Origin of the sequence: Streptomyces sp. NPDC003023 (genome assembly GCF_042888225.1) — a bacterium.
Lineage (GTDB): Bacteria > Actinomycetota > Actinomycetes > Streptomycetales > Streptomycetaceae > Streptomyces.
Genome location: NZ_JBIAPL010000003.1, coordinates 322,975 through 344,367, shown reverse-complemented (window position 1 = coordinate 344,367; position 21,393 = coordinate 322,975). Strand labels below are relative to the sequence as shown.

The window sequence follows — 21,393 nt, the reverse complement described above, 5'->3', positions numbered from 1 at the left end:
TGGACCGGTGGTAACGTTCCGGCCACGGAGTGACGTAATCACGCCAGCGGACGCAGTAGGGACAGGTACAAGGGCAAGTACTTCGTCCGCGACGGAAGGCGTCGGCATGACCTCCAAGAGCCTGAAGGAACTCATCGCACAGGCCGATGAGCGTGGCCTGGCCGCGAGCGGACTCGCGTGCCTCGACCGCTGTCTGCCGCTGCTCCTGACGGAGGACGACGCCCTGCGCCCGCTCTGGGCGGGCCTGGCCGGCGGTGAGGAGCACTGGGCCGGCGAACTCGCGGCAGCGAGGCAGGCCATGGAGAACACCTCGCTCGACGACGCGGACGCCGCCCTGGTGCGCGGAATGCTCGGCGCGGCCCCCTCCGACTGGGCCGCCGAGGCGCTGCGCGAGTGGACGGACGGCTGTTCCGCCGCCGCCCTCGAGGTGCATCGCCGCTTCGACATGGGCGACTGCGCGCCCGAGACCCTCGAGCGCTGCCGGGAGGGCGACGCGGAGGGCGCCGGGCCGCTGGTGGCCGGGGAGTTGCGGCGTCAGGTGCAGATTCTCGAGATCCTCGCGGAACCGCCCGGCGGCAACGGACTGCGCCACGCCCTCGAGGTGTCGACGGAGGGACGCCGGATCCTCCGTGCGGCGGTCTCGCGCCGGGCACGCGTCACGGGCTGACCGGCCTGCGGAGTCGACCGGCCTGCGGAATCGACCGGCCTGCGGATCGACCGGCCTGCGGATCGACCGGCGTACGGATCGACCGACGTACGGATCGACCGACGTACGGATTTCCGGCATGTGGGCTGACGGGCCGACGCGGTCGACCGGCCCACGGGTTGACCTGCGTGGTTGCCGCCCCCGGCGTACGGGTTGACCGGCGTGGCGGCCACCCGCGGCGCGAGCACGACAGCCGCGAGGGCCGACGCGACCACGACGACGTCCAGAATCCGCATGTCGGTGACGGCGGCACCCCTCGTATCAAAGCCGGACCGGGCCACGGACCACTGGAGGACCACGAGCACCGGCCGTGCGCGGCCGCCGGCCCGCGGTGGGCGGGAGAGCGGCCGCGCGGTTCGGTCAGCCGCGGAAGACCGACGCACCGGCAGTCCGCCGGATCTCCGGCAGCGCCGAGTAGAGCGTGGCACCGGGGCACAGCGTGGCGAAGCCGTCGCGGTGGCCGGAAATGGTGTTCAGCGTGGCCTGCTCACCGGTCTTGTAGACACCGGTGTCACCGGCCGCGGTGAGCGTCACCTTCGCCTCCGGGTCGACGCCGTGCAGGCCGAGCTTCCAGGCGGAGATGTCGGCGATGGCCTGCTTGGCCGCGGTGGTCGGCGTGCCGCCGTCCTCGTAGTTGCCGAGGAGCGAGACGCCGGACGAGTAGCCGTTGAAGCCGTAGGTGTGGGCGCCGCGGACGGGCTTGTCGGTGCCGCCGGCGCGACCCTCGAAGACCGTTCCGCACTTGTCCACGAAGAAGTTGTAGCCGATGTCGTTCCAGCCGTTGGTCTTCACGTGGTACGTGAGGATCGCCCGGATGATGGCCGGCGACTCGGCGCAGTCGTAGTCGTTCGTACCGGCCGTGTGGTGGACGAACACCGCGTCGACCTTGTCCAGGTAGGACGGCGGGTCGGCGACGAGTGACTCGTCCGCGCCCCACTCGGCCCGGCTGACGATCGCCGGCACGGTGGGCGTCGTCGGTGCCGTCGACATGGCCGGGGCGGGCTCCTGCGTCGGCGGCTGTGTGGACTGCGTGGCCGTCGGCTCCCCGGTCGGGGGCGTGGGCTGGGGTGTGGGCTCGTCGCTCGGGGCGGGGGAACTCGGCTCGCCGGTCGGCTGCTGGGATTCCTGCGGCGGCTGTGTGGACTGCGTGGCCGTCGGCTCCCCGGTCGGGGGCGTGGGCTGGGGCGTGGGCTCGTCGCTCGGGGCCGGGGAGCTCGGCTCGCCGGTGGTCGGTACCGGCGTCGGGGCCTCGGAGGACGCCGACGCCGTGGGCGCCGTCGGCTCCCCAGTGACCGGGGCGGTCCCGGTGGGCTCCGGCGACGACGCGGTCGGCGCGGGGGCGGTGCTCGGCGGGGTGTCCCCGTCGGGGGCGGAGGCGCTCGGGTCGGCGGTCTCCGTCTTCCCGGGCCTGGCGGACGACTTGCCCTTCCCGCCCCCGCCGCCCTGACCCCTGCCGCCCTTCGTCTCGCCCGGGTCGATCATGTCCAGGCGCAGCGCGTCCGGTACGGCGGTCTCCTTGCCACCGGCCACGACGCGGGCCTCGACGGCGTCGGACGGCCCGACCCACAGCGGCTCAGAGGCACCGCGGACACCGGAGGCGTCGCCCTCGTCCGTCTCCGGGGCCCGGATGTCGAAGTCGAGGTCGTGCCAGTCGGTCCATGTGCCGCTGTCCGCACTGCGGGTGCGTATCTGCGCGGTCCCCTCGAAGTCGTCGGCGCTGTCCTCCCAGGAGACGCCGACGAGCGAGAAGAGCTGTGTCTCCGTGCGCGGCAGATCCCGCTTCTTCGCGTCCTTGCCGTCCAGCGCCAGCGTGTGGGCCCGCGCGGGACGGGAGTCGTCCCGCGCGCCGGTGCTCCCGGAACCCCCGGTGACGGCCATGGCCGTCACCCCGCTGCCCGCCAGCACCACGGCTCCCGCTGCCAGCCAGATCGCCTTCTTCGACATGCTCGCCCGCCGTGCGCGGGTACCTCTCGGACTCATGTCCATCCCTCGTGAAGTTCGTACGTGCTGGTCAGTTGTCTTCCGCGGGCAGTTCGCCCGCGCAGGTGGCACGGCCGAACTCGCCCATGGCGGTCGCGCGTTGGACGTGCTTGCCGCGGATCGCGAGTGTGCAGGCCGCCTGGCCGCCCTTCTCGCCCAGGACGATGGCGACGGTCGGGGCCTGGCCGAGCGGCACCTCGACGGTCTGTTTCCAGGGCAGTTCGGCGTCCCGGACGACGGTCGCCGCGCCGTCCTCGCTCTGGGCGAGGTACGAGATCTCGACCGGGCCCTGGCCTGTGACCTCGTACGTCACCGCGGCGGTCGGCACGGCAGGGGGCCGCGGCTTCTCTTCGGTGTTCAGCATGCCGTAGCCGACGAGGCCGCCGCAGGCGAGCAGCAGGACGGCGGCGATCACCACCCCGGCGCGCCCGCCGCCCGTGCTCTTCTCCGAGCCGTCGTTCCCCGTCTCGCCGCTCGTGGATTCCTGGTCGGCCGCCTTGCCGTCGGTTGCTTCCGTATCCACCTTCACGGTCTCGCCGCTCACGGTTTCCGCGTGCGTTGTTCGCGCGTCGGATGTTTCCGTGTCGGGTGTTTCGGTGCCGGCCGTTTCCGCGCTCGCCGTATCCGAACGCGGCGTCGTCTCTTCGGACTCCGGCTCTGCTCCGGGATCGACCTTCGGCCCGGTCTCCGGATCTGTGCTTTGTTCGGATTCCTTGGATGGCATGAAAAGGCCCGGCTTTCGGTGAGTCGGCTGAATCGGCAGAGGTGGAACCGGGCGGTTATACACCACGCCCGACGCGCCGCGCGAGCGAATGGATAAAAGGGGCGAACCATCGCCTCCGGGTTGCGCTGTCCGGAATGTCCTGTGGGTTGACGCGGGCATGATCCCGTGGGCCATAATCCGCTGCCGAGCCCCGTGAGCTGGTCTTTTATCGCCATGGGATGCGGCGCAGCAATGTCCAGGCCGGGCGGAACCTTCCGCTCCGGCTCGTTCGGCGTGCCCGTTTCACGTTCGGTGGTCCGGGCCGCCGGTACCGAAAGGTAGAGGCGTGAAAGTTCCATACAGGAGATATCTCTCCTGTCTGGTCGCCGCGGCGGTGGCAGGTACCCTGCTGCCGCAGATTGCTTATGCGGCTCCATCGTCCGCATCACAACAGGACGGCGACAAGGGGTTTGTCGATACCGTCGCCGGCTGGTTCGAGGACGACGGTGAGAAGAGCGAAGAACCACCGTCCTACGGAAGCCGCGGAATAGCCGACCGGCAGAAGCTCGCCAAGGGCAAGAACGACCCGCAGGCGAAGCGGGTCAAGGAGCTGACCTCCCGCCGGACGTCCACAGCGCGGTTCTGGCAGCTCTCCGACGGGCGGGTCGAGGCGGAGCTGTCCGCCGCGCCGACCTCGTACGAGGACCAGGCGTCGAAGTCCTGGAAGGACATCGACACCCGGGTCCGGGCGAACAAGGCCCACGGTTTCGAGTTCGCCAACACGGCGAACACGGGCCGTAGCTGGTTCGGCTCCGACCCGGAGAAGCTGCTGCGCTTCGAGGCCGGCGACGGCGGAAGGTCGGTCACCCTCGGTCTCGAGGGAGCGGGCAGCCGCCTGAAGCCGGAGGTGAACGGCGCCACCGTCACCTACAAGGGTGCGGCCGGCGGCGCCGACCTGTCGTATGTGGTCGGCCCCGGCCGGGTGAAGGAGAACATCACCCTGGCCCAGCGGCCCGCCGGTCCGGTGAAGTACACCTTCACCCTGGACACGGAGGGACTGACGCCGAAGGCCCGCGAGGACGGGTCGATCGCGTTCTTCGGCGAGCTGCCGAACACCCCGGTGCTGGTCATCCCGGCCCCCTACATGACGGACGCCAAGAAGTCGGCGTCGTCGCCGTACGGGTACGAGTACAGCGCGTCCGTGACGCAGAAGCTCACCCGTGACGGGGACGGCTGGAAGCTCACCGTCACACCGGACGCGAAGTGGCTGGCGGCCAAGGAGCGCCAGTATCCGGTGGTGATCGACCCGACGATCACCATCGCGCCGTCGCCGTCCGGTTCGCAGGACACGATGGTCCTGTCCGACTCCGCCTCGACGAACTTCAACTCGTCGTGGAAGCTGTCCGTGGGCAAGACCACCAGCAGCGCGCAGGCGCGGTCGCTGCTGAAGTTCCCGCTGGACGAGATCCCGGCCGGGGTGAAGGTCGACGGCGCCCGGCTGGGCGTCTACTTCGACCAGTCGCACACCACCAACGGCAACGACGTCACCATCGAGGCGCACCGGGCGACCGGGGCGTGGGACGAGTCGACGGCGACCTGGTCCAACACGTCCGGCCTCGTCGGCGAGCTGTCCGGCACCAGCGTCCAGGTCGACGACGGCGACGCGGGCACCACGGCCGCCACCGGCTCCTGGCCCACGTCCGGGTCCACGCTGACGCAGTACGCGGTCGGCCAGGACTACCGCTACAACAAGGACGCGGTCGCCGGGGACAAGTACACCTGGCAGCCGAAGGTCACCGACACCGCGACCTACCGGGTCGACGTGCACTACGTGGCGGCGACCGACCGGGCGACCAACGCGCCGTACACGGTGACCCACCGCGACGGCACGCAGACCTTCACCGTCGACCAGAGCGCCGGCACCAACGGTGTGTGGACCTCGCTGAACGGCGGCGCGCAGCTGCCCTTCAACAAGGGCACCGTCGGCAAGATCGTCCTCGGTGACGGGCCTGCCTCCACCACGACCGCTGTTCTCGCGGACGCCGTCCGCCTGGTGAATCCCGCCCAGATCGTGAAGAACACGGGTGAGTACAACCAGTGGCACGAGTTCCCGGTCGCCGACACCGTCCAGCAGTGGGTGAACGGCACCGCGAACCACGGCTTCGTCCTCAAGGCGAAGGACGAGTCGTCCACCGGCCCGCTCGGCGGTCCCCGCTACGAGGCCGGTGACGGCTACTACGGTGGCGAGACCTCGTCGATCCCGCGCCTGACCGTCACCTACGGCCGCGTCGGCACCGCGCTCGACTCGCCGACCGTCGTGCACTCCACCGGCCCCGAGCTCCACTGGCCCGCCTACAAGAACACATCCGGTGACACGGGTGCGGACATCGTCGAGTACCAGCTGCACCGCTCCACGCAGCAGGGCTTCACCCCGTCCGCGGCGACGCTGATCGCGCCGATCGACAAGGCGGCCACCGCCTACACCGACACCACCGCGGTCCCCACCCCGGACTCGAGCTCGAGCGAGATCGGGAAGTCGTACTTCTATCAGATCGCGGTCAAGACCGCGGACGGCGATCTGCTCGGGTCACCGACCCGCGTCGTCGGCATCCCCAAGGCCGGCCGCACGATGAAGATCATCCAGGGCAGCCAGGGCGGCGTCACCGACACCACCCTCTCCTCGCAGCAGCCGACCACCAACCAGGACACCATCCAGTCCTGGGGCACCGGCCAGAAGTGGCTGAGCGTCGGCAACAACTCCGGCACCTACGGCAAGACGCGTGCGGTACTGAAGTTCCCCACCAGCGACATCCCGGCCACCGCCACGGTCCTCAACAACCGGATGTACATGTGGGGCGCCGAGACCACCACCGGCAGCACCGGAGCGATCTACGAACTCCACGCCCTGACACGCGATTTCGCCGAAGCCAGCGCCACCTGGAACAACGCCGCCTCCACCACCGCCTGGACCAGCCCCGGCGGTGACATGAACGCCGCGGTGTCCGACACGGTCGCGAACATGTCCGACGTCGGCCGTCACTGGTGGGACGCGACCAGCTTGATGCAGAGCTGGGTCAAGACCCCCACCGGCAACAAGGGCGTCGCCGTCAAGCTGAAGGACGAGTCGTCCACCGGCCCGCAGGAGCGCACCCTGTTCCTGTCGGCCGAGGCCGCGGACCCGCAGCTGCGCCCGTACATGCAGGTCATCTACGTCGACTCGACCACCCAGTCGACCTATTACGCGCCGACCACTCCGTCGCGGATGACGCCGAACACCACCTACACGGTGGAGTTCACGGTCACCAACACCACCTCCTCGGCGTGGGCCGCGGGTGAGCGGGAGCTCTCCTACACCTGGAAGCTGCCCGACGGCACGGACGTGACAACCGGCGGCAACCAGCTCAAGACGGCGATCCCGGCGCTGCTGCCGGGCAAGTCGGCCACCATCCAGGCCAAGGTCGCCACCCCGATCAACTCGGACTCCGGCAACAAGCGGAACGAGTACGTCCTCGGCTGGGACGTCCGCAAGATCTCCGACGGCAGCTGGCTGTCCGCCGGCACGAGTGGTATCCCTCCGCTGAAGCAGAACGTGGCGGTCGAGGACCCCACCTCCAACCAGCTCGGCCTGGAGAAGTTCTACTCCTACACCGGCAAGAACACCGGTGCCGGCTCCACCGTGATGAACAACCTGGCGGCGGGCAACAGCGTCTGGCAGTACAACGCGTTCACCAACCCGGGCCGTGGCCTGAGCACCTTCGCCCGGTTCGCCTACAACTCGCAGGACACCTCCGACACGGTCGCCGGTCACGGCTGGTCGTTCCAGGCGGCCGGGCCGATCCGGCTCGGCGCGCCGCTGGACTTCCACCCGAACCCGAATCCGACGGAGATCCGTCTCCCGGACGGCGACGGCACCACGCATGCCTTCCGCAAGCAGGAGGACGGCACGTGGAACGCCCCGGCGGGCGTCCACTACAAGGCCGAGATGAAGTCGGGCCTGGACTGCAAGCCGACCAAGGACCCGGTTCCGGACGCCTGGACGCTCACGCGCCCCGACGGAACGCGTTTCCTCTTCGGCTGCGACGGCTACATGACGTCCACGGTCGACAGGAACGGCAACACGCAGACGTTCACTTACGAGGAGCGCAAGTCCAACAACAAGCCGACCAAGTTCCTCAAGTACATCACCGACCCGGCCGGCCGCCAGTCGCTCACTGTCGACTACTACAACAAGGGTGACGACAGCTACGAGTACATCGACGACACGGGCACGAAGGCCACGGGCTCGAACCTGACCAACTCCAGGATCTACGACCACGTGAAGTCCATGACGGACATCTCCGGTCGCAAGATCGCCTTCTACTACACGGAGAAGGGCCTGCTGGGCCAGTTCACCGACGGTGTGGGCTCCAGCCAGCCGAAGGACTTCCGGTTCACCTACGACGCCACGCAGGGGAACAAGAACGTCAAGCTGGTCAAGGCCACTGACCCGCGCGGCAACGCGACCTCCCTGGCGTACTACGCGCCGCAGGCCGGGGACGACCCGAAGTACCACTGGTGGACCAAGACGGTCACCGACCGTCTCAGCGGTGTGACCGGGTTCACGTACGCGGCCAACGCCACGAACCCGAAGTTCACCGACACCAAGGTGACGGACGCGGAGTCGCACGTCACCTCATACGTGGCGGACGACTTCGGCCGTCCGGTGCAGACGACGAACGCCAAGTCCGAGACCACGAAGACGTCGTGGGACGCGGACAACAACGTCACGTATCTGGAGGAGGCCAACGGCGCGAAGACCGCGTACTGCCATGACCAGAAGACGGGCTACCCGCTTTGGCAGCGTGACGCGGAGAACAATAGGGCGGGCGTCCCGCCGGCGTCGGACTGCGCGCCGGGCACCTTCCCGGCGAACTCCACGCAGTACACGTACCAGACCCGCGCCGACGGCTTCGCCGCCGACCTGTCCACGAAGACCTCTCCGGAGGGTCGTAAGTGGCAGTTCGGCTATGACCAGTTCGGCAACCAGAAGACGGTCACCGACCCCAAGGGAGTCGCCACCACCACGGCGGGTGACTACACCACCTCGTACGAGTACGACACCTACGGCCATCTGACCAAGGTGACCGACGCCAACGGCAATCCGACCACCAACAGCGACTTCGGCCCGACCGGGTACCCGGCGAAGATCACCGACGCGCTGAACAAGTCCACGTCGTTCGTCTACGACGAGCGCGGCCAGGTCACCCAGGTCACCGACGCGCTGGACAAGACCAGCACGCAGACGTACGACACGTTCGGACGACCGCTGGTGAGCAAGGTGCCGAAGGACCAGGCGGCGGGCGTCTACATCACCACCCCGGCACCGGTCTACGACGCCAACGACAACATCACGGAGTCGACGTCACCGACGAACGCGGTGTCCAAGGCGGCGTACGACCCGATGGACCAGGTGACGTCGGCGACCGCGCCGGCGAACAACCTGACCGCAGAGCGCAAGACGGCCTACACCTACGACAAGGTCGGCAACCTCAGGACGACGACCGAGCCGAAGGGCGTGGCGACCACCGCGGACGCCACGGACTACGTCACCACCAACAACTACGACGCGATCTACCAGCTCACGTCGGTGGTGAACGCCAAGAACGACAAGATCTCCTACGAGTACGACAACGTCGGCAATGCCGTCACGGTGATCGACCCGAAGAAGAACGCGACGGCCGACACCACCGACTACACCGGCAAGACGGAGTACGACTTCAACCACCGGCCGTTCAAGCAGATCGACGCGGCCGGCAAGTTCACCACCACGCAGTACGACAAGGACTCGATCGTCGTCGCGACGATCGACCAGGAGGGGAACAAGACCCAGACAGTCCCCGACGAGCGGGGCATGACCTTCGAGGTCAAGGTGCCGTACGACGGCACCACAGTGCGTACCACCCGCTTCCACTACGACCAGGTGGGCAACACCACCAAGGTCGAGACGCCGCGGGGCACCGCCACCACCGGCACGGACGTGGACTTCGCGGCCCGTACCGAGTACGACAAGCTCAACCGGCCGGTCAAGCAGTTCCAGCCGTACGACCCGGCGGACTCCGAGCACAACAAGGCGGATGTCTACACCGAAACGGTGTACGACGAGGTAGGCCGGGTCAAGAAGACGTCGCTGCCGCCCGCGGGTGACCCGGCGCGCATCGACACCGACTACACCTACTTCGACAACGGCTGGATCAAGACCTCCACCGACGCGTGGAACATCAAGACGGCCTACGACTACAACAACGTCGGTCAGCAGAAGCAGCGGACCCTGACCGGTGACAACGGCACGTCCACGCGGACCATGGGCTGGTCGCACTACCCCGACGGATCCCTGAAGGGCCGCACGGACGCCGCCGGAGATCCCTCCACGGACAGGTCGTACGCCTACGAATACGACCTCAACGGCAACACGCTCACGATCGGTGAAACGGTCGGCAGCACCACGAGCACGCCGTACACGATGGCCTACACCGGTCTGAACCAGGTGGACAAGGTCACCGAGGCGCTCACCGGCCAGGAGCCGAGGACCACCTCCTACACCTACGACGCCGGCGGCCAGCTCGACACCGTCAGCCATCCCCAGCAGAACTCGAAGTACGAGTACGACCTGCGCAACCTGCTCAAGAAGGTCACGGCCAGCCAGGTACCGACCGACCCTCAGCCGGACATCACGCAGTTCACGTACACGGATCGCGGTCTGCGCGCCACGCTCACCAAGGGCAACGGCAACACCGTCGATTACACCTACTACGCGAACAGCGCCGTCAAGACCAGCACCGAGAAGAACCTCTCAGGCGCGCTGGTCTCGTCGCACGGCTACGAGTACGACGCCAACGGCAACAAGAGCAAGGACACGGCGTCGCTGCTGAGCGGTGACGGCGACGGGCTCCGGAACTCCGTGACCAACTACACCTACGACCCGGTCGACCGGATCAAGGAGTTGGACAAGACCGGCAACAAGCCGCGGACGGAGCAGTACTGGCACGACGACAACTCCAACGTCACCAAACAGCTCTTCCTCCAGAAATCGGATCTGACCGAGTTCTACTACAACAAGAACCGACTGAGCTCCTCCTCGAACCTGGTCGACTCCTCGGCCATCTACGACTACGACACCTTCGGCCGGATGAAGTCCGTCACCGAAAACGGTGGCGCGGCCGTCGAGACGAACACCTTCGACGGCTTCGACCGGCTCATCGGCACGGTCCGCAAGGCGGGCGACAAGACCAACACCACCGCCTACCGCTACGACGCGCTCGACCGCACGGTCGAGAAGCGGATCAACGACGCCGTCACCTACGAGTACAACTACCTGGGCCTCGACAGTGAGGTACTGAGCGAGGAGCTCGACGGAACCCTTGCCAGGACCTACCAGTTCGGCCTGGGAGGAGAACGCCTCTCCCAGCTGAACCACTTGAACGGCGAGAGCGGCTACTACGGCTACAACAGCCACGGTGACGTCGAGACGTTCACCTCGTACACCAACACTCCCACGTCCACCTACGCCTACAGCGCATATGGCCAGGACGTGAGGGACGAATGGACCGGCCTGGACAGCATTACGGCGCCGGACGACGAGGGGACCAACCCCTACCGCTTCAACGGCAAGCGCTGGAACGCCCAGTCGGGGACGTACGACATGGGCTTCCGGGACTACAGCCCGGAGCACAACCGGTTCATCAGCCGCGACTCGTACGCCGGTGCCGCGGCCGACATGAGCCTGGGCGCCGGGGCCGCCAACAGCAACCGTTACGGCTTCGCCGGCGGCAACCCGGTCAACAACGTCGACCGGGACGGGCACGAGTCCTGCGACGCCGGCTGCCAGGCACGCAGCCAGTACCGCATGGACGGCGCCCCGGTCATCCCCGACCCGGAGAAGCTCGAGTTCAACGTCCAGTACCACGACGGCTCCACGGGCCTCGAGAACTGGGTGGACCCCTGGGGCATCTTCAAGGAACTGTCCGGATTCTCCGATGTCGAGGGGTGCACGAACTCCCCGTCGGCCATGCAGTGCACGATGGCTGCGGCTGCGGCATTCCCTGTTGCAGGGAAATTCCTGAAGGGTGCCAAGTACCTTGACGATGCTGCCGAGACTGCAGCAGGGGCCAAGAAACTGGCTGATGCCATCCACGAGCAGATCCCAAGCGCGTTTGCGCGCGAGGTCTTCAGGACGACTGCAGTGACAGCAGCCCGGACATCTGACGATTCGCTGGTCTATGTGGTCACAGGCGCAGGCCGGGGGTTGGAGAAGGCGCAACTCGACTACATCGACTCGTTGAAGCGCAAGGACATCATCGTCGCGACCAATATGGACGCAGCCCATGCAGAAGCGACGGCCGCCCACTACATGGCATCGAACGGGCTGACCCCAGTCGCTGGTGGCGTGTCGCGGAACGCCTGCGATCCTGACGGCTGCGCGGACTTCCTCAGTCAAGTGGGCGCGCAGATGGCAGGGCCAGTTACCATTGGCACGAAAGCGAAGATCCCAGGGCAGTCCATGTACGTCTGGAACGACCACGAGGCATGGACGAACTTCCTGGCAACGATGGGCTATCGGTGACTGACACGGTGAATCAGCCAGACTGGCGGGATGACGAAACGCTGTCAGCCCAGATCCGCGCCATGACTCGGCAGCAGCGACACCAGGCCGCGTACCTGGCCCTGCGCAGATTGCAGGCGCCGTTGCTCGACATCGCGATGCCCGTAGAGTGGGGAGTAGATTCCGCAGCTCTCACTTCCGTGCTCCGCGAGGGAGCGACGCGACTGGATGGCGAGGTCAATGAGGACCTTGGACATGCAATCGCAGAGCTCTGTTCCGCACCCTTGTTTGAGTCCGAGATCGAGCCTGAATTCGCCGAGAGCTTCCAGTTGGAAGTCATCAACGGCTGGCTCATGCTCGGAGAATCCTTGGGGGAGATGAGCGAGGTTCAAACCGATAGGGCCATCAGCCTTGCACGAGAGATGGCCGTATACCTCGACTCATACATGGAGGGCTCACTCACCGTGGTCGAGGGGGATGAGCTTCGTGAGCGCTACCTTGCTCGCGTCGCAGACAACCTTCGCGTCTACGGGATGGGCTATTTCGGCACGAGGAACCTTGAGATCGAGGGTGCCTGCCATGCGGCCATCCTTGCTGTTCCAGCAAGCGAGGGTCTGCTCGGTTCTGCGGTTGGTCATCAGATGGAGGCCACCTGCGACGAATACAGCAGCCAGATCTCGTCAGCCCTGAGGGCGTTCACTCAGTGAGATCCTGCGAATGAAATCAACTGAGGTCCCATCGATCAGATCGATGGGACCTCAGCCTCGATACCAGGGCGACGTACGGGTACTCGGCGTACGGTTCCGACGACGAGAAGCAGTTCACCGGCGCGGACAAGCCGGACGCTGCGAACCCGGAGAAGGAGCAGTACAACGACTTCCGGTACAACGCGGCGCGTCACGACGACGGTTCCGGCACCTACGACATGGGCTTCAGGAACTACGACCCGGGTCTGAACCGGTTCCTCACCCGTGACATGTACGGCGGCGCGCCGGCCGACATTGGCCTGGCGATGGACCCGTACACGGGCAACCCGCGCGTGCCCGCACGGCGAATTGCCGTGCGGGCACGCGCGCATAAAGTGGATCGACCTGTCACCAATTGAACTGAATTGAATTGCGCAATGAGTGGCTTGGGTAACTACTTCGGAACCCTTGTTGAGATAGCCGGATGCGATCGCCTTGAATGGCCTGTTACGGCTCTGGCGGGGCGGGCAATAACGGCCTATGCGAATTCTCAGGTGTGGATGATCGAGACGGGGAAAAACGCAACTGGTCCGTTTCGTCTGGCGGATTTGGCGGAAGATTTCGAGGAAGCCGTTGAAAGTGTTATGAGTCTTTGGTGGGACTACCGCAACGAAGTCGTTGATGCCGCCTTCTTTTCTGTCGAATTCGAGAGGGCTGTGATCAAAATGGAGCGTTGGCCGGATGCGTAGATGGGCAAGCGTGATCCGGCTGGAATCGGATCCTGAGACATACGCCGCCGGATTACCGCAGCCATAAGAGCGGTGATCCGGCGGCCCTCATTTGGGCCGACGGGGAAGGCGACCAAGTCCTACCGGTACAGCCCGTGAGGTCAGAAGCTGTTGCCGGTAGAAGCGGCGGCCGCGGCTCGGTCAAGGCGTTGGTCAAGCTGGTGCCCCGTTGGAGTTCCGTAGCAAGCCGCTCTTCCCGCGTTCGCAGATCCGGATGATCCGGTGGGCGCGGGCCGCGGTCAGGTCGTGGCACCGGCCTGGCAAGGCTGGCGAAATCCACAGCACCTGCCCGGTCGGGTCGGTCACGACCTTCACGTTTACGCCGTGGCGTCGGTGCTTGTGCGAGTAGTCGGCCCGGCCGTCGCCCACGCGGTCGCACTCGGCGAGCGTCCCGTCGAGCAGTACGTAGCGGCGGTCAACCGGGCACTGGCCACGTCCAGGGCCCCCGTCGATCAGACTGTCGCCGTGGTGCGCGCAGACACTGCTGATTCCGGGTGTCCTGCCGCATCCTATGGGTGCGGCAGGCCACCCGGTGATTTACGACCTCATGGATGGATGAAAATGAACCTTGCTGCGAAATTCAGTGACGACACCATCGTCAGGCTGGGATTTGCCCCATTCATGCTGATGCTTCGCCTTCTGGTCCTGACCAACTACAAGGGGATTATCGAGAAGTTTTATTTCAAGAGCCAGGGAAGGGAAGCCACCCCTTTCTGGATCATCCTTTTTCGTATAGGTGGATCCTTTTGGGTGATCGCTGCAGTCACCTTGCTCATCGGGGTCTGGTGACGGCTGCACGACTTCGACCTCGATTCGTCTGTGACGTGATCAGTCTGGCTGGTTTGACCTCGATTCTTCTGCGGTCCGACCGTGTGAGGTGATCCGGTGGTTTGCCCGGGTTCGTCTTGCCGGTGCGGACGTGGGGCCGTCGCATGAGCTGCGGTGACGCCGGGTTCAACGGGCCCGAGGGAGTGGTGCGGCTCCTCCTTCCTGGTCTTCGTTGGGGCGGGGTCCGGTCGTCAGGTGACGGCGGAAAGCTTCGTCGCGTGGTGCCAGGCGGTGGTGAACGCCGACGCCCAGGGCCAGGTGCGGTCGAGGTGGAGGGTGCGGCGGCGGGCGTGGGCGGTGAGACGGGCGGGGAGGTGGTACAGCTTCATGCGGATCGTTTCCGGCTTGGTTGATTTCCCTCGGAACGCTGTCACTGATCGTCCTCCGCTGGTCCACCATCCCGGAGCTGCTCCCCTGAGCCTGGACCCACCGCCGCATGACCGGAATTGTGCCGTGGTCTATTCACTCGATCGCCCTCCGCTGCCATCGGGGTACCGAGATCATGAGTTGGCGGTCGGGCTCGACAAGGTTGCCCAGGTGGGCGTCCTGGCCCTCGCGGAGGACGGCAACTTCGCGTCGAAGGGTTCGATGGACCGCGGAGTGGTCGAGTACATGCTCCTCGGTCACTCGAGGGAGTTCATGGCCGGCTCGGAAATTCCCATCGAACTTGTCCGCCAGGCGGTCAAGGAATTTCTGGGCAACGGCGGTCGGATTCCAATCTGCATCGAATGGCAGGAGGAGGAATTCTGAGCGCCCGGTAGCAACAGTCGGGCGACCCCCGGCCCGGCGTAGCGAACGGCAAGAGCCGTCCCGCCGGCTTCGTGCGGGTGGGCCTCAGCGAGGATGCCCTCGACGAGGCCCACCCGTGTTCTGGGTTGTGGTGACCCCGGCGAGGGTGTTCCTCTTGCCGACGAGGCGCCTTCCCCGGCGCTCCCCGAATCCGGCAGGTTCTGCGGCGATGTCTGCACGATGGGGCTGATGCCGCAGGTCGTCGACGCCGTCCGGCCGCTGCCGGTCCTCGCCTCCGGCGGCATCGCCGACGGCCGGGGCATCGCCGCGGCACCGGCCCTGGGGGGCGAGGGCGTGAACATCGGCACCCGGTTCCTGGTCGACGCACCGGCACTGGGGCGAGGACGGATACCTACGTCCACGACGACATCGCCGACGTCATCGGCCAGACGGTCAAGGGCAGCAGCACCACGTACGACTTGCGCCGGATTCCCTGAGCGACGCCCTTCCGTGCTGACACGATCCAGCCATGGGAAACATCTACGACTACTACGCGGCCACCGGCGACAGGCAGGCCATCGCACTCTTCGAAGAGGACTGCATGGAGGACCCATTCGGTACGCTCGGCCTCAAAGGGGCGGACCCTTACCTGCTCCTCGGGACCGTCGAAGCCCATCTGACAGGAGTATCCGAGGAGCAAGTGGAAGCTGACCCCCGCTTCTGCGAACTGCTCAACGACCCCGGTCACGACGGGCCCTGGCTCGTCTCGCTCACGGACACCCTCCGCGACGCCCTCGCAGCGGCCACCCCGGAGCGCCTGCTGGCAACCGCCAAAGCATGGATCCGCACGGACGACGGTGACGGGCAGGACCCAGGGCTCCTGGCCGACTTCCTCGAACGCCTCGGCGAACTCGCCCGCGACGCCGGGCCGCGACGACGCCTGTACTGCGGCATGTCCCTGTAGGGAACCGCACATCGGGAACAACGGCGTGCATGAAATCTTCGCGATGGCCGATCGGCTGACAGACGCTGATGTCCGGATGGCCGTGCGCCTCTCCGGAAAGAACGACGAGTCGGAAAGGGTTGTTGTTCAGAGGCGCAACCGATGACGGTGTGAGGGGTCCACAGGCGGTAGCCGACGGGCGTCCTCATCGTCTCCGAGGGCACCTTGCCGGGACTGGCGTTCGGGCGGGTGGAAGAGGTGCGCCACCTGCGGTGGCCTTGCGGAGGTGGAGCTTCTGTCATCCGTTGAGGGGGCTGGTGACCCTCGACCGCAGCCAGTGTCCTGGCCTGTGCCCGCCGGCTCGCCGCGATCGCCGAGCGGATCAGCGATGCAACCACGTGCGCCTGCCGGGTCGTCGGGCGCAGCGACAACGGACCGGGCGTCCTGACGTTGGCCGTTCGCAGCTTTGAGGTCTTGTTCCGTGCCCGCCGTCCGCCGGTCTGGCAGCGCCCGGACCGTTGGGCGGGGCGGACGTCAGGCAGGGGTGCCGAGCGGTGGGTGCTCGAGCACGCGGGGCTTGTACTCGACCAGTTGGATGCGGCCGTCGAAGGTGCGGTGCTCGGTCATCTCCAGGGCGACGTCCGGATAGCCGTCGTAGATGCGTTCTTGGCCCGTGGCTCCGGTGATGACCGGGAACATCACGACCCGGAAGCGGTCGACGAGGCCGGCGCGTAGCAGGGACCGGCACAGGCTGAGGCTGCCGATCGTGCTCAGGAGCCCCGAGCCGCTCGACTTCATGGCGCGGACCGCCTCGACGGCGTCGTCGCGGACGAGCTTGGAATTGGCCCAGGTCAGTGGCTCCTCGAGTGAGGAGGAGAACACCACCTTGGACGCTTGCGTGAGTTCGTCCACGGACGCCTCTTCCTCGGGCCTGAACTCGTCCTGGCCATCGGGGACATCGCCTGCGGCGAAGCCCGACATCAGGCGGTAGGTGTTCGCGCCCATCAGGTAGGTGGCCTTGGGTTGCTCGCCGAGCCATGCGAGGTACTCCGGACCTTCGAGGCCCCAGAACCCGGGCCATCCCTCTCCCGATGCGCAGCCGTCGAGGGAGGTGATGAAGTCGACCAGAAGTTCCGGCATGGTGCGCCCTTTCGTTGCCTGGGGTGTCACGAGCTTGGACCCGCCGGGAGCCGCAAACTCATCGGACGCGCTGTGGAGCGACGAGAGAACCCGTTTTGCCGCAGCCGATCAGGTCGCCGCAGCGGCGCTGCTTCGGAGGCCCCTGCTTCATCGACTGGCCGCAGGGGCAGTCGGCCGGTCCACCGCCACATACCGGCACTTGTCAGGGCGTACTACGGGTGCGGACTGTGACGGGCCCGGAGCGCGGGCCAGTCACGGCTCGGCCACCACCACCGCGCCCATGACGAGGACGCCGAACTCGAAGCCGCCGTGGCGCCTACGGCCCCATCGCCCCGACTCGGTGGTCACTCCGGGGCCCACCGTCACGGTCGTGACGTCGGCCTCGTCGCCGGTGATCCTGAAGACGGCCGTCTTCGTGAACGCCTCGCCGTCGTAACCGGCTTCGATCACGACTGTGAAGGTCCGACCCGGTGTTGGTTCCAGCACCGCGGTCCGGAGGTCGTAGAGTTCCACCTGCCCGGCTGCCTCGCTGTCAGGGGTGGGTATCGTTCCGTGGGCGCCGTCGGCGAAGATACGGGCGATGCCGGACCGGTCGTGCCCGTCCTTTCTCCACGAGCGCCAGACGTCGTCGCGGGGGTGGGAGCCGATGATCAGGGTGTGGTCGGACTTTCGGGGCATCTGGTCGACTCCTCGGCGCTCATCAACGGCTGTGGCTGGTTGTCAGGCGGCCAAGGCGGCTCCGACGGCTGCGGCGGCTCTCGTGGAAGGGGTGCCGCACACGGACATCATGCTGGCCCGAAGGATCAGGAGCACCCTGTTGCGCGGCGCGTGCGCGGTTGCCCTGTACGCCGTCGCGTTGTGCGCGCTCGCGCTCGCCCTGCCCGCCATGGGCGCGCGGACGACTCCCACCAGCGATCCCGACACGGCGGCCGGCGCCTTCTTCTGCCTGGTCGCGTCCGCGGTTTTCCTCGCCGCGACAGCCGTGGTGGCCCGCAGGTGGCGCGGCGCCCTGGTGCTGTGCCTCGTGCATCTGGGGCTGATGGTGGCCGTCTGGACGCAGGTGCCGAGCCCTTTCGGCTCTCCGTACGCTCCGTGAGCCGTCGACCGGGGGACGGCTGTGTCAGTGCCTCTCCATAGTCTGGGGACGACTCGCCTGCCAAGGGGTGGGCGGCGCGCGTGGACGTGGGCAGCGGGCGGATCTTCCCGCCTCGCGCCGGATGCTCCCGGCGCGCGGCGGGTTGCGCGAGATATGTCACGTTGGTCCGCCGGTTTGACCGTCGTATGTTTGTGCGGATAAAGCTTTCCTGGACAGGGTGGGGCGTGTTACGGCTCCGATCGGCCAGGGGGGACCCGTTCCGTGGGCCGGTGGCGGGGCGACCGGTCAGCCACCCGTACGAAGTCGTTGTCGGCCCGCCGCACCGCAGGGTGTCGGCGCAGCGCCGCACAGCCAGGGAGAAAGGTCTGCCGTGGGTCGGCAAGCACCCCGTCGGCGCAGGTCGGCCCAGTCCGCAGGGGGCGGTCGGAGACGCCGTGAACCCGCGGGCGGCCGCAGACGGGCGGGCAGCCGCGGACGTGCGGGCAGCCGTGGCGCGGCCCGCGGCGTGGCGATCGGCATATGCGTACTCGCGACCCTGGGCGGGGGAGCGGCTGTCGCGCACTGGCAGGACACCCGTAGCGATTCGGCGGCCGAGTACACCGCCCGTCCGCTCGTGGCCGAACCGGACGCCGGGGTGTCCGGGGGCAGCAGCTCCGGCCCGTCTCTCAAGAGCAGCCCGTCCCCGAAGGCCAGTCCGTCGCCGTCACCCTCGCCGTCGCCGTCTGCGGAGAAGGAGAAGCTGATCGCCGTTCCCGCGACCGGCCCCGGCACGTTCACCACGGCCGACGCGGCGGGCGCGGCCGTCGGCGCCGGCGGCAAGGTGATGCGTTACAAGGTGCTGGTCGAGGACGGCATCGACATCAGCGCGCGCGAGGCGGCGGCCGAGGTCTCCGCGATCCTCGGCGACGAGCGTGGCTGGACCCGGGACGGTGTGCACTCGTTCCGGCTGGTGAGTTCCGGCTCGTACGACCTGGCGGTGAAGATTTCGACGCCGGGTACGGTCGACCGGATCTGCGGGGCCGCCGGGCTGCAGACCAGGGGCGAGGTGAACTGCCGCGTCGGGGAGAACGTGGTCGTCAACCTCAAGCGCTGGGTGCACGGTTCACCGGAGTTCGACGGGCCCATCGGCGAGTACCGGGCGCTGATCATCAACCACGAGGTCGGCCACGGCATCGGCCGGGGCCATGAGACCTGCCCCGGGCCGGGCGAACCCGCCCCGGCGATGATGCAGCAGATCAAGGGTTTGAAGGGCTGCGTCGCCAATGCCTGGCCCTACACCCGGTCGGGGGACTACATCGGCGGTCCCGCGGTTCCGTGATCCGCCGGACGACGCGGCGGACGCGGCGGATCTGCCGGACACGGCGGACGCGGCGGATCTGCCGGACGCGGCGGACGCGGCGGATCTGCCGGACGCGGCGGACGCGGCGGTGCTGCGGAAGTGTTCCGTGCGGGCCTCGTCAGGTTCCGGCCGGTGGATGCCGTTCCCGGGCCGTCCGCCCGGAAGCCGGCACCGTTCCGGCCGTTCGGCCGCCGGGGGTTCAGTCGGCACCGTTCCGGCCGGCCCGGCGTCGTTCCGGCCGAGGTGGTCCGTCGAGCCGGAACGGCATTGTCATGTTCGCGTCGTGTCGCTAGCGTGACCGCGGCACGCGCCCGTCCCCGTCGCCGGGCCGCGTGCCCCGCCCTTCCCCCCACCCCCACAGGGAGACGCCCATGCGTCGGAGAAGTCCTGCCCTGCTCGCCCTGGCCGCGCTGTTCGCCGCCGGGCTCGCCGCCCTCCCCGCCGGTCCGGCGTCCGCCGAGCCGCCCCCGCGCACCGAACTGCGGGAGGTGTACTCGCCGGACGGCTCCATCACCCGCAAGCGCATACCCGCGCAGGCACAACCCGCCCCGAACGCACGGGAGTTCGCGGCGGCCGCGGCGGCCGAGGTGATCCCCATCCAGGACACCGGCCCGTCCTCCGACCGGTTCGACATGGTCATCGTCGGCGACGGCTACACGGCCGCCGAGTCGGCGACGCTGCGGCGCCACGCCGAGGAGCAGTGGGCCCAGATCGCGGCCACCGAGCCGTGGAGCAGGCATCGCGGGTCCGTCAACGTCTGGCTGGTGGGCGTCGTCTCCCCGCAGTCCGGCGTGGACCACGACCCCTACCAGGGCATCTACCGTGACACCGCACTCGACATGGGCTTCTACTGCGGCGGCATCGAGCGGCTGCTCTGTCTGAACGTGTCGAAGGCCGAGGCGTACGCCGCGCAGGCGCCGGGCGTGGACGCGATCCTGGCCGTCGGCAACACCACCAAGTACGGCGGCGCGGGCTACACGAGCCTGGCCACCGTGGCGGGCGGCAACGAGGCCGCCGCTCGGATCGCCATCCATGAACTCGGCCACTCGGTGGGCGGGCTTCAGGACGAGTACTACACCCCCGGCACGACCTACACCGGCGGTGAACCGTCCGCGCCGAACGTCACCCGCGACAGCTCCGGTGCCAAGTGGGCCTCCTACCTGGGCCGTCAGACACCCGACGGCGGCACCATCAGCACGTTCCAGGGCGGTGCGCAGTACGAGTACGGGATCTACCGGCCTTCGCAGGACTCGCTGATGCGCAACATCAACAAGCCCTTCAACCTCATCGGCCTCGACGTCATGGACCGCGCCATCGCCGCGCACATCTCCGACGGAGACGGCGGCGACCCCGGCACGGGCTGCACACCCCACGAGTACACCCGCACCGGCAGTCTCTCGGCGGGGGGTTACGAGTACCAGCCCGACGGCAACTACTTCCAGGCCGCCGCCGGCACCCACCGGGCCTGCCTCGACGGCCCGGACGGCAGCGGCTTCACCCTCGAGCTGATGCGCTGGAACGGCAGCAGCTGGCAGACGGTCGCCACGGGCGGTACAGCCGGCGGACTCACCTACCAGGGCAGCGCCGGCTACTACCTCTACCGGGTCCGCGCCGCATCCGGCTCCGGCGCCTACACGCTGGGGTACGACATCCCCTGACTCACGGTGCAGCCGTCCGGTGGGCGCTCGGGGCGGCTGCACCCCGCCGCCCCGCGCACGGAGCCAGGGCCCGTCGTCGGACAGACGGGCCCTGGCTCCATCAGCTGCCAGGACGCTGCGGGGACGCGGCCGGACACAGGCGCGGCAAGGGCCGGGAGCGGGCCGGGAGCGGGCCGGGAGCGGGCCGGGAGCGGGCCGGGAGCGGGCCGGAAGAGGCCC

15 protein-coding genes and 3 pseudogenes are annotated in these 21,393 nt (G+C 67.8%); 12 read left to right on the top strand and 6 right to left on the bottom strand.

The window, feature by feature from the left end; translation table 11 throughout:
• Positions 1-106: 106 nt before the first annotated feature.
• Positions 107-667, top strand: coding sequence for a hypothetical protein (locus ACFYV1_RS13340; protein WP_389395590.1), 561 nt, complete (start codon positions 107-109; stop codon positions 665-667).
• Between the two features lie 399 nt (positions 668-1,066).
• On the opposite strand, the gene ACFYV1_RS13335 is transcribed toward ACFYV1_RS13340, so the two are convergent.
• Together ACFYV1_RS13335 and ACFYV1_RS13330 are read right to left on the bottom strand one after the other, a co-directional pair.
• Positions 1,067-2,686 carry an N-acetylmuramoyl-L-alanine amidase gene (locus ACFYV1_RS13335; RefSeq protein WP_389395589.1) on the bottom strand — a complete coding sequence of 540 codons (1,620 nt, stop codon included), beginning with the start codon at positions 2,684-2,686 and terminating at the stop codon, positions 1,067-1,069.
• A gap of 31 nt (positions 2,687-2,717) precedes the next feature.
• Positions 2,718-3,230: a hypothetical protein gene (locus ACFYV1_RS13330; protein WP_389395588.1), complete on the bottom strand. Its 513-nt coding sequence runs from the start codon at positions 3,228-3,230 to the stop codon at positions 2,718-2,720.
• A 1,510-nt stretch (positions 3,231-4,740) separates the two neighbouring features.
• Between ACFYV1_RS13330 and ACFYV1_RS13325 the strand changes: the two genes are divergently transcribed.
• The 4 genes and pseudogenes from ACFYV1_RS13325 (at position 4,741) to ACFYV1_RS13310 (ending at position 13,402) form a co-directional block, all read left to right on the top strand.
• Positions 4,741-11,988, top strand: a complete 7,248-nt coding sequence (locus tag ACFYV1_RS13325) for a DNRLRE domain-containing protein (RefSeq protein WP_389395879.1) — start codon at positions 4,741-4,743, stop codon at positions 11,986-11,988.
• Complete coding sequence (locus tag ACFYV1_RS13320) at positions 11,952-12,674, top strand: hypothetical protein (protein WP_389395587.1); 723 nt, start codon at positions 11,952-11,954, stop codon at positions 12,672-12,674. Before ACFYV1_RS13325 ends, ACFYV1_RS13320 begins: the two co-directional genes overlap by 37 nt.
• Positions 12,675-12,733: 59 nt before the next feature.
• Positions 12,734-13,000 (top strand): annotated as a pseudogene (locus tag ACFYV1_RS13315) (RHS repeat-associated core domain-containing protein); the annotation flags it as partial.
• 99 nt (positions 13,001-13,099) lie between these two features.
• Positions 13,100-13,402, top strand: coding sequence for a hypothetical protein (locus ACFYV1_RS13310; protein WP_389395586.1), 303 nt, complete (start codon positions 13,100-13,102; stop codon positions 13,400-13,402).
• A 237-nt stretch (positions 13,403-13,639) separates the two neighbouring features.
• On the opposite strand, the pseudogene ACFYV1_RS13305 reads toward ACFYV1_RS13310, so the two are convergent.
• Positions 13,640-13,849: pseudogene (locus tag ACFYV1_RS13305) on the bottom strand (transposase family protein); the annotation flags it as partial.
• On the opposite strand from ACFYV1_RS13305, the gene ACFYV1_RS13300 reads away from it, so the two are divergent.
• Positions 13,766-14,230 (top strand): hypothetical protein, encoded by a 465-nt coding sequence (locus ACFYV1_RS13300; RefSeq protein ID WP_389395585.1) that lies wholly within the window; start codon positions 13,766-13,768, stop codon positions 14,228-14,230. The pseudogene ACFYV1_RS13305 and the gene ACFYV1_RS13300 sit on opposite strands and share 84 nt — an antisense overlap.
• 230 nt (positions 14,231-14,460) lie before the next feature.
• Here the strand turns inward: ACFYV1_RS13300 and ACFYV1_RS13295 are convergent, their stop codons facing one another.
• A complete protein-coding gene (locus ACFYV1_RS13295; RefSeq protein ID WP_389395584.1) occupies positions 14,461-14,598 on the bottom strand; it encodes a hypothetical protein in 138 nt (45 codons plus the stop codon).
• Positions 14,599-14,722: 124 nt separating this feature from the next.
• Between ACFYV1_RS13295 and ACFYV1_RS13290 the strand changes: the two genes are divergently transcribed.
• The 3 genes and pseudogenes from ACFYV1_RS13290 to ACFYV1_RS13280 all read left to right on the top strand — a co-directional run bounded on the left by ACFYV1_RS13290 (position 14,723) and on the right by ACFYV1_RS13280 (position 15,962).
• Complete coding sequence (locus ACFYV1_RS13290; RefSeq protein WP_389395583.1) at positions 14,723-15,019, top strand: Imm1 family immunity protein; 297 nt, start codon at positions 14,723-14,725, stop codon at positions 15,017-15,019.
• Positions 15,020-15,112: 93 nt separating this feature from the next.
• Positions 15,113-15,367, top strand: a pseudogene (locus ACFYV1_RS13285) (nitronate monooxygenase); the annotation flags it as partial.
• 160 nt (positions 15,368-15,527) lie between these two features.
• A complete protein-coding gene (locus ACFYV1_RS13280) occupies positions 15,528-15,962 on the top strand; it encodes a hypothetical protein (protein ID WP_389395896.1) in 435 nt (144 codons plus the stop codon).
• A 513-nt stretch (positions 15,963-16,475) separates the two neighbouring features.
• Here the strand turns inward: ACFYV1_RS13280 and ACFYV1_RS13275 are convergent.
• On the bottom strand, positions 16,476-17,081 hold the full coding sequence (locus ACFYV1_RS13275) for a dihydrofolate reductase family protein (protein WP_389395582.1): 606 nt from the start codon (positions 17,079-17,081) through the stop codon (positions 16,476-16,478).
• Between the two features lie 252 nt (positions 17,082-17,333).
• Positions 17,334-17,759 carry a hypothetical protein gene (locus tag ACFYV1_RS13270; RefSeq protein ID WP_389395581.1) on the bottom strand — a complete coding sequence of 142 codons (426 nt, stop codon included), beginning with the start codon at positions 17,757-17,759 and terminating at the stop codon, positions 17,334-17,336.
• A gap of 109 nt (positions 17,760-17,868) precedes the next feature.
• Here ACFYV1_RS13270 and ACFYV1_RS13265 point away from each other — a divergent pair, with 109 nt between their 5' ends.
• The 3 genes from ACFYV1_RS13265 (at position 17,869) to ACFYV1_RS13255 (ending at position 21,174) form a co-directional block, all read left to right on the top strand.
• Entirely contained in the window at positions 17,869-18,177 is a 309-nt protein-coding gene (locus ACFYV1_RS13265) for a hypothetical protein (RefSeq protein WP_389395580.1), read from the top strand.
• A gap of 370 nt (positions 18,178-18,547) precedes the next feature.
• The gene (locus ACFYV1_RS13260) at positions 18,548-19,495 is read left to right on the top strand and encodes a DUF3152 domain-containing protein (protein WP_389395579.1); all 948 of its coding nucleotides are present in this window, start codon (positions 18,548-18,550) and stop codon (positions 19,493-19,495) included.
• Positions 19,496-19,887: 392 nt separating this feature from the next.
• On the top strand, positions 19,888-21,174 hold the full coding sequence (locus ACFYV1_RS13255; RefSeq protein ID WP_389395578.1) for a M64 family metallopeptidase: 1,287 nt from the start codon (positions 19,888-19,890) through the stop codon (positions 21,172-21,174).
• The last annotated feature ends 219 nt before the right edge of the window (positions 21,175-21,393 follow it).

Bases quoted from the DNA above. Each gene is read 5' to 3' on its own strand.
- ACFYV1_RS13280 (WP_389395896.1), top strand. From the start codon at position 15,528: ATGGGAAACATCTACGACTACTACGCGGCCACCGGCGACAGGCAGGCC.
- ACFYV1_RS13340 (WP_389395590.1), top strand. From the start codon at position 107: ATGACCTCCAAGAGCCTGAAGGAACTCATCGCACAGGCCGATGAGCGT.
- ACFYV1_RS13270 (WP_389395581.1), bottom strand. From the start codon at position 17,759: ATGCCCCGAAAGTCCGACCACACCCTGATCATCGGCTCCCACCCCCGC.
- ACFYV1_RS13265 (WP_389395580.1), top strand. From the start codon at position 17,869: ATGCTGGCCCGAAGGATCAGGAGCACCCTGTTGCGCGGCGCGTGCGCG.
- ACFYV1_RS13335 (WP_389395589.1), bottom strand. From the start codon at position 2,686: ATGAGTCCGAGAGGTACCCGCGCACGGCGGGCGAGCATGTCGAAGAAG.
- ACFYV1_RS13255 (WP_389395578.1), top strand. From the start codon at position 19,888: ATGCGTCGGAGAAGTCCTGCCCTGCTCGCCCTGGCCGCGCTGTTCGCC.
- ACFYV1_RS13295 (WP_389395584.1), bottom strand. From the start codon at position 14,598: ATGAAGCTGTACCACCTCCCCGCCCGTCTCACCGCCCACGCCCGCCGC.
- ACFYV1_RS13320 (WP_389395587.1), top strand. From the start codon at position 11,952: ATGGACGAACTTCCTGGCAACGATGGGCTATCGGTGACTGACACGGTG.
- ACFYV1_RS13325 (WP_389395879.1), top strand. From the start codon at position 4,741: ATGGTCCTGTCCGACTCCGCCTCGACGAACTTCAACTCGTCGTGGAAG.
- ACFYV1_RS13275 (WP_389395582.1), bottom strand. From the start codon at position 17,081: ATGCCGGAACTTCTGGTCGACTTCATCACCTCCCTCGACGGCTGCGCA.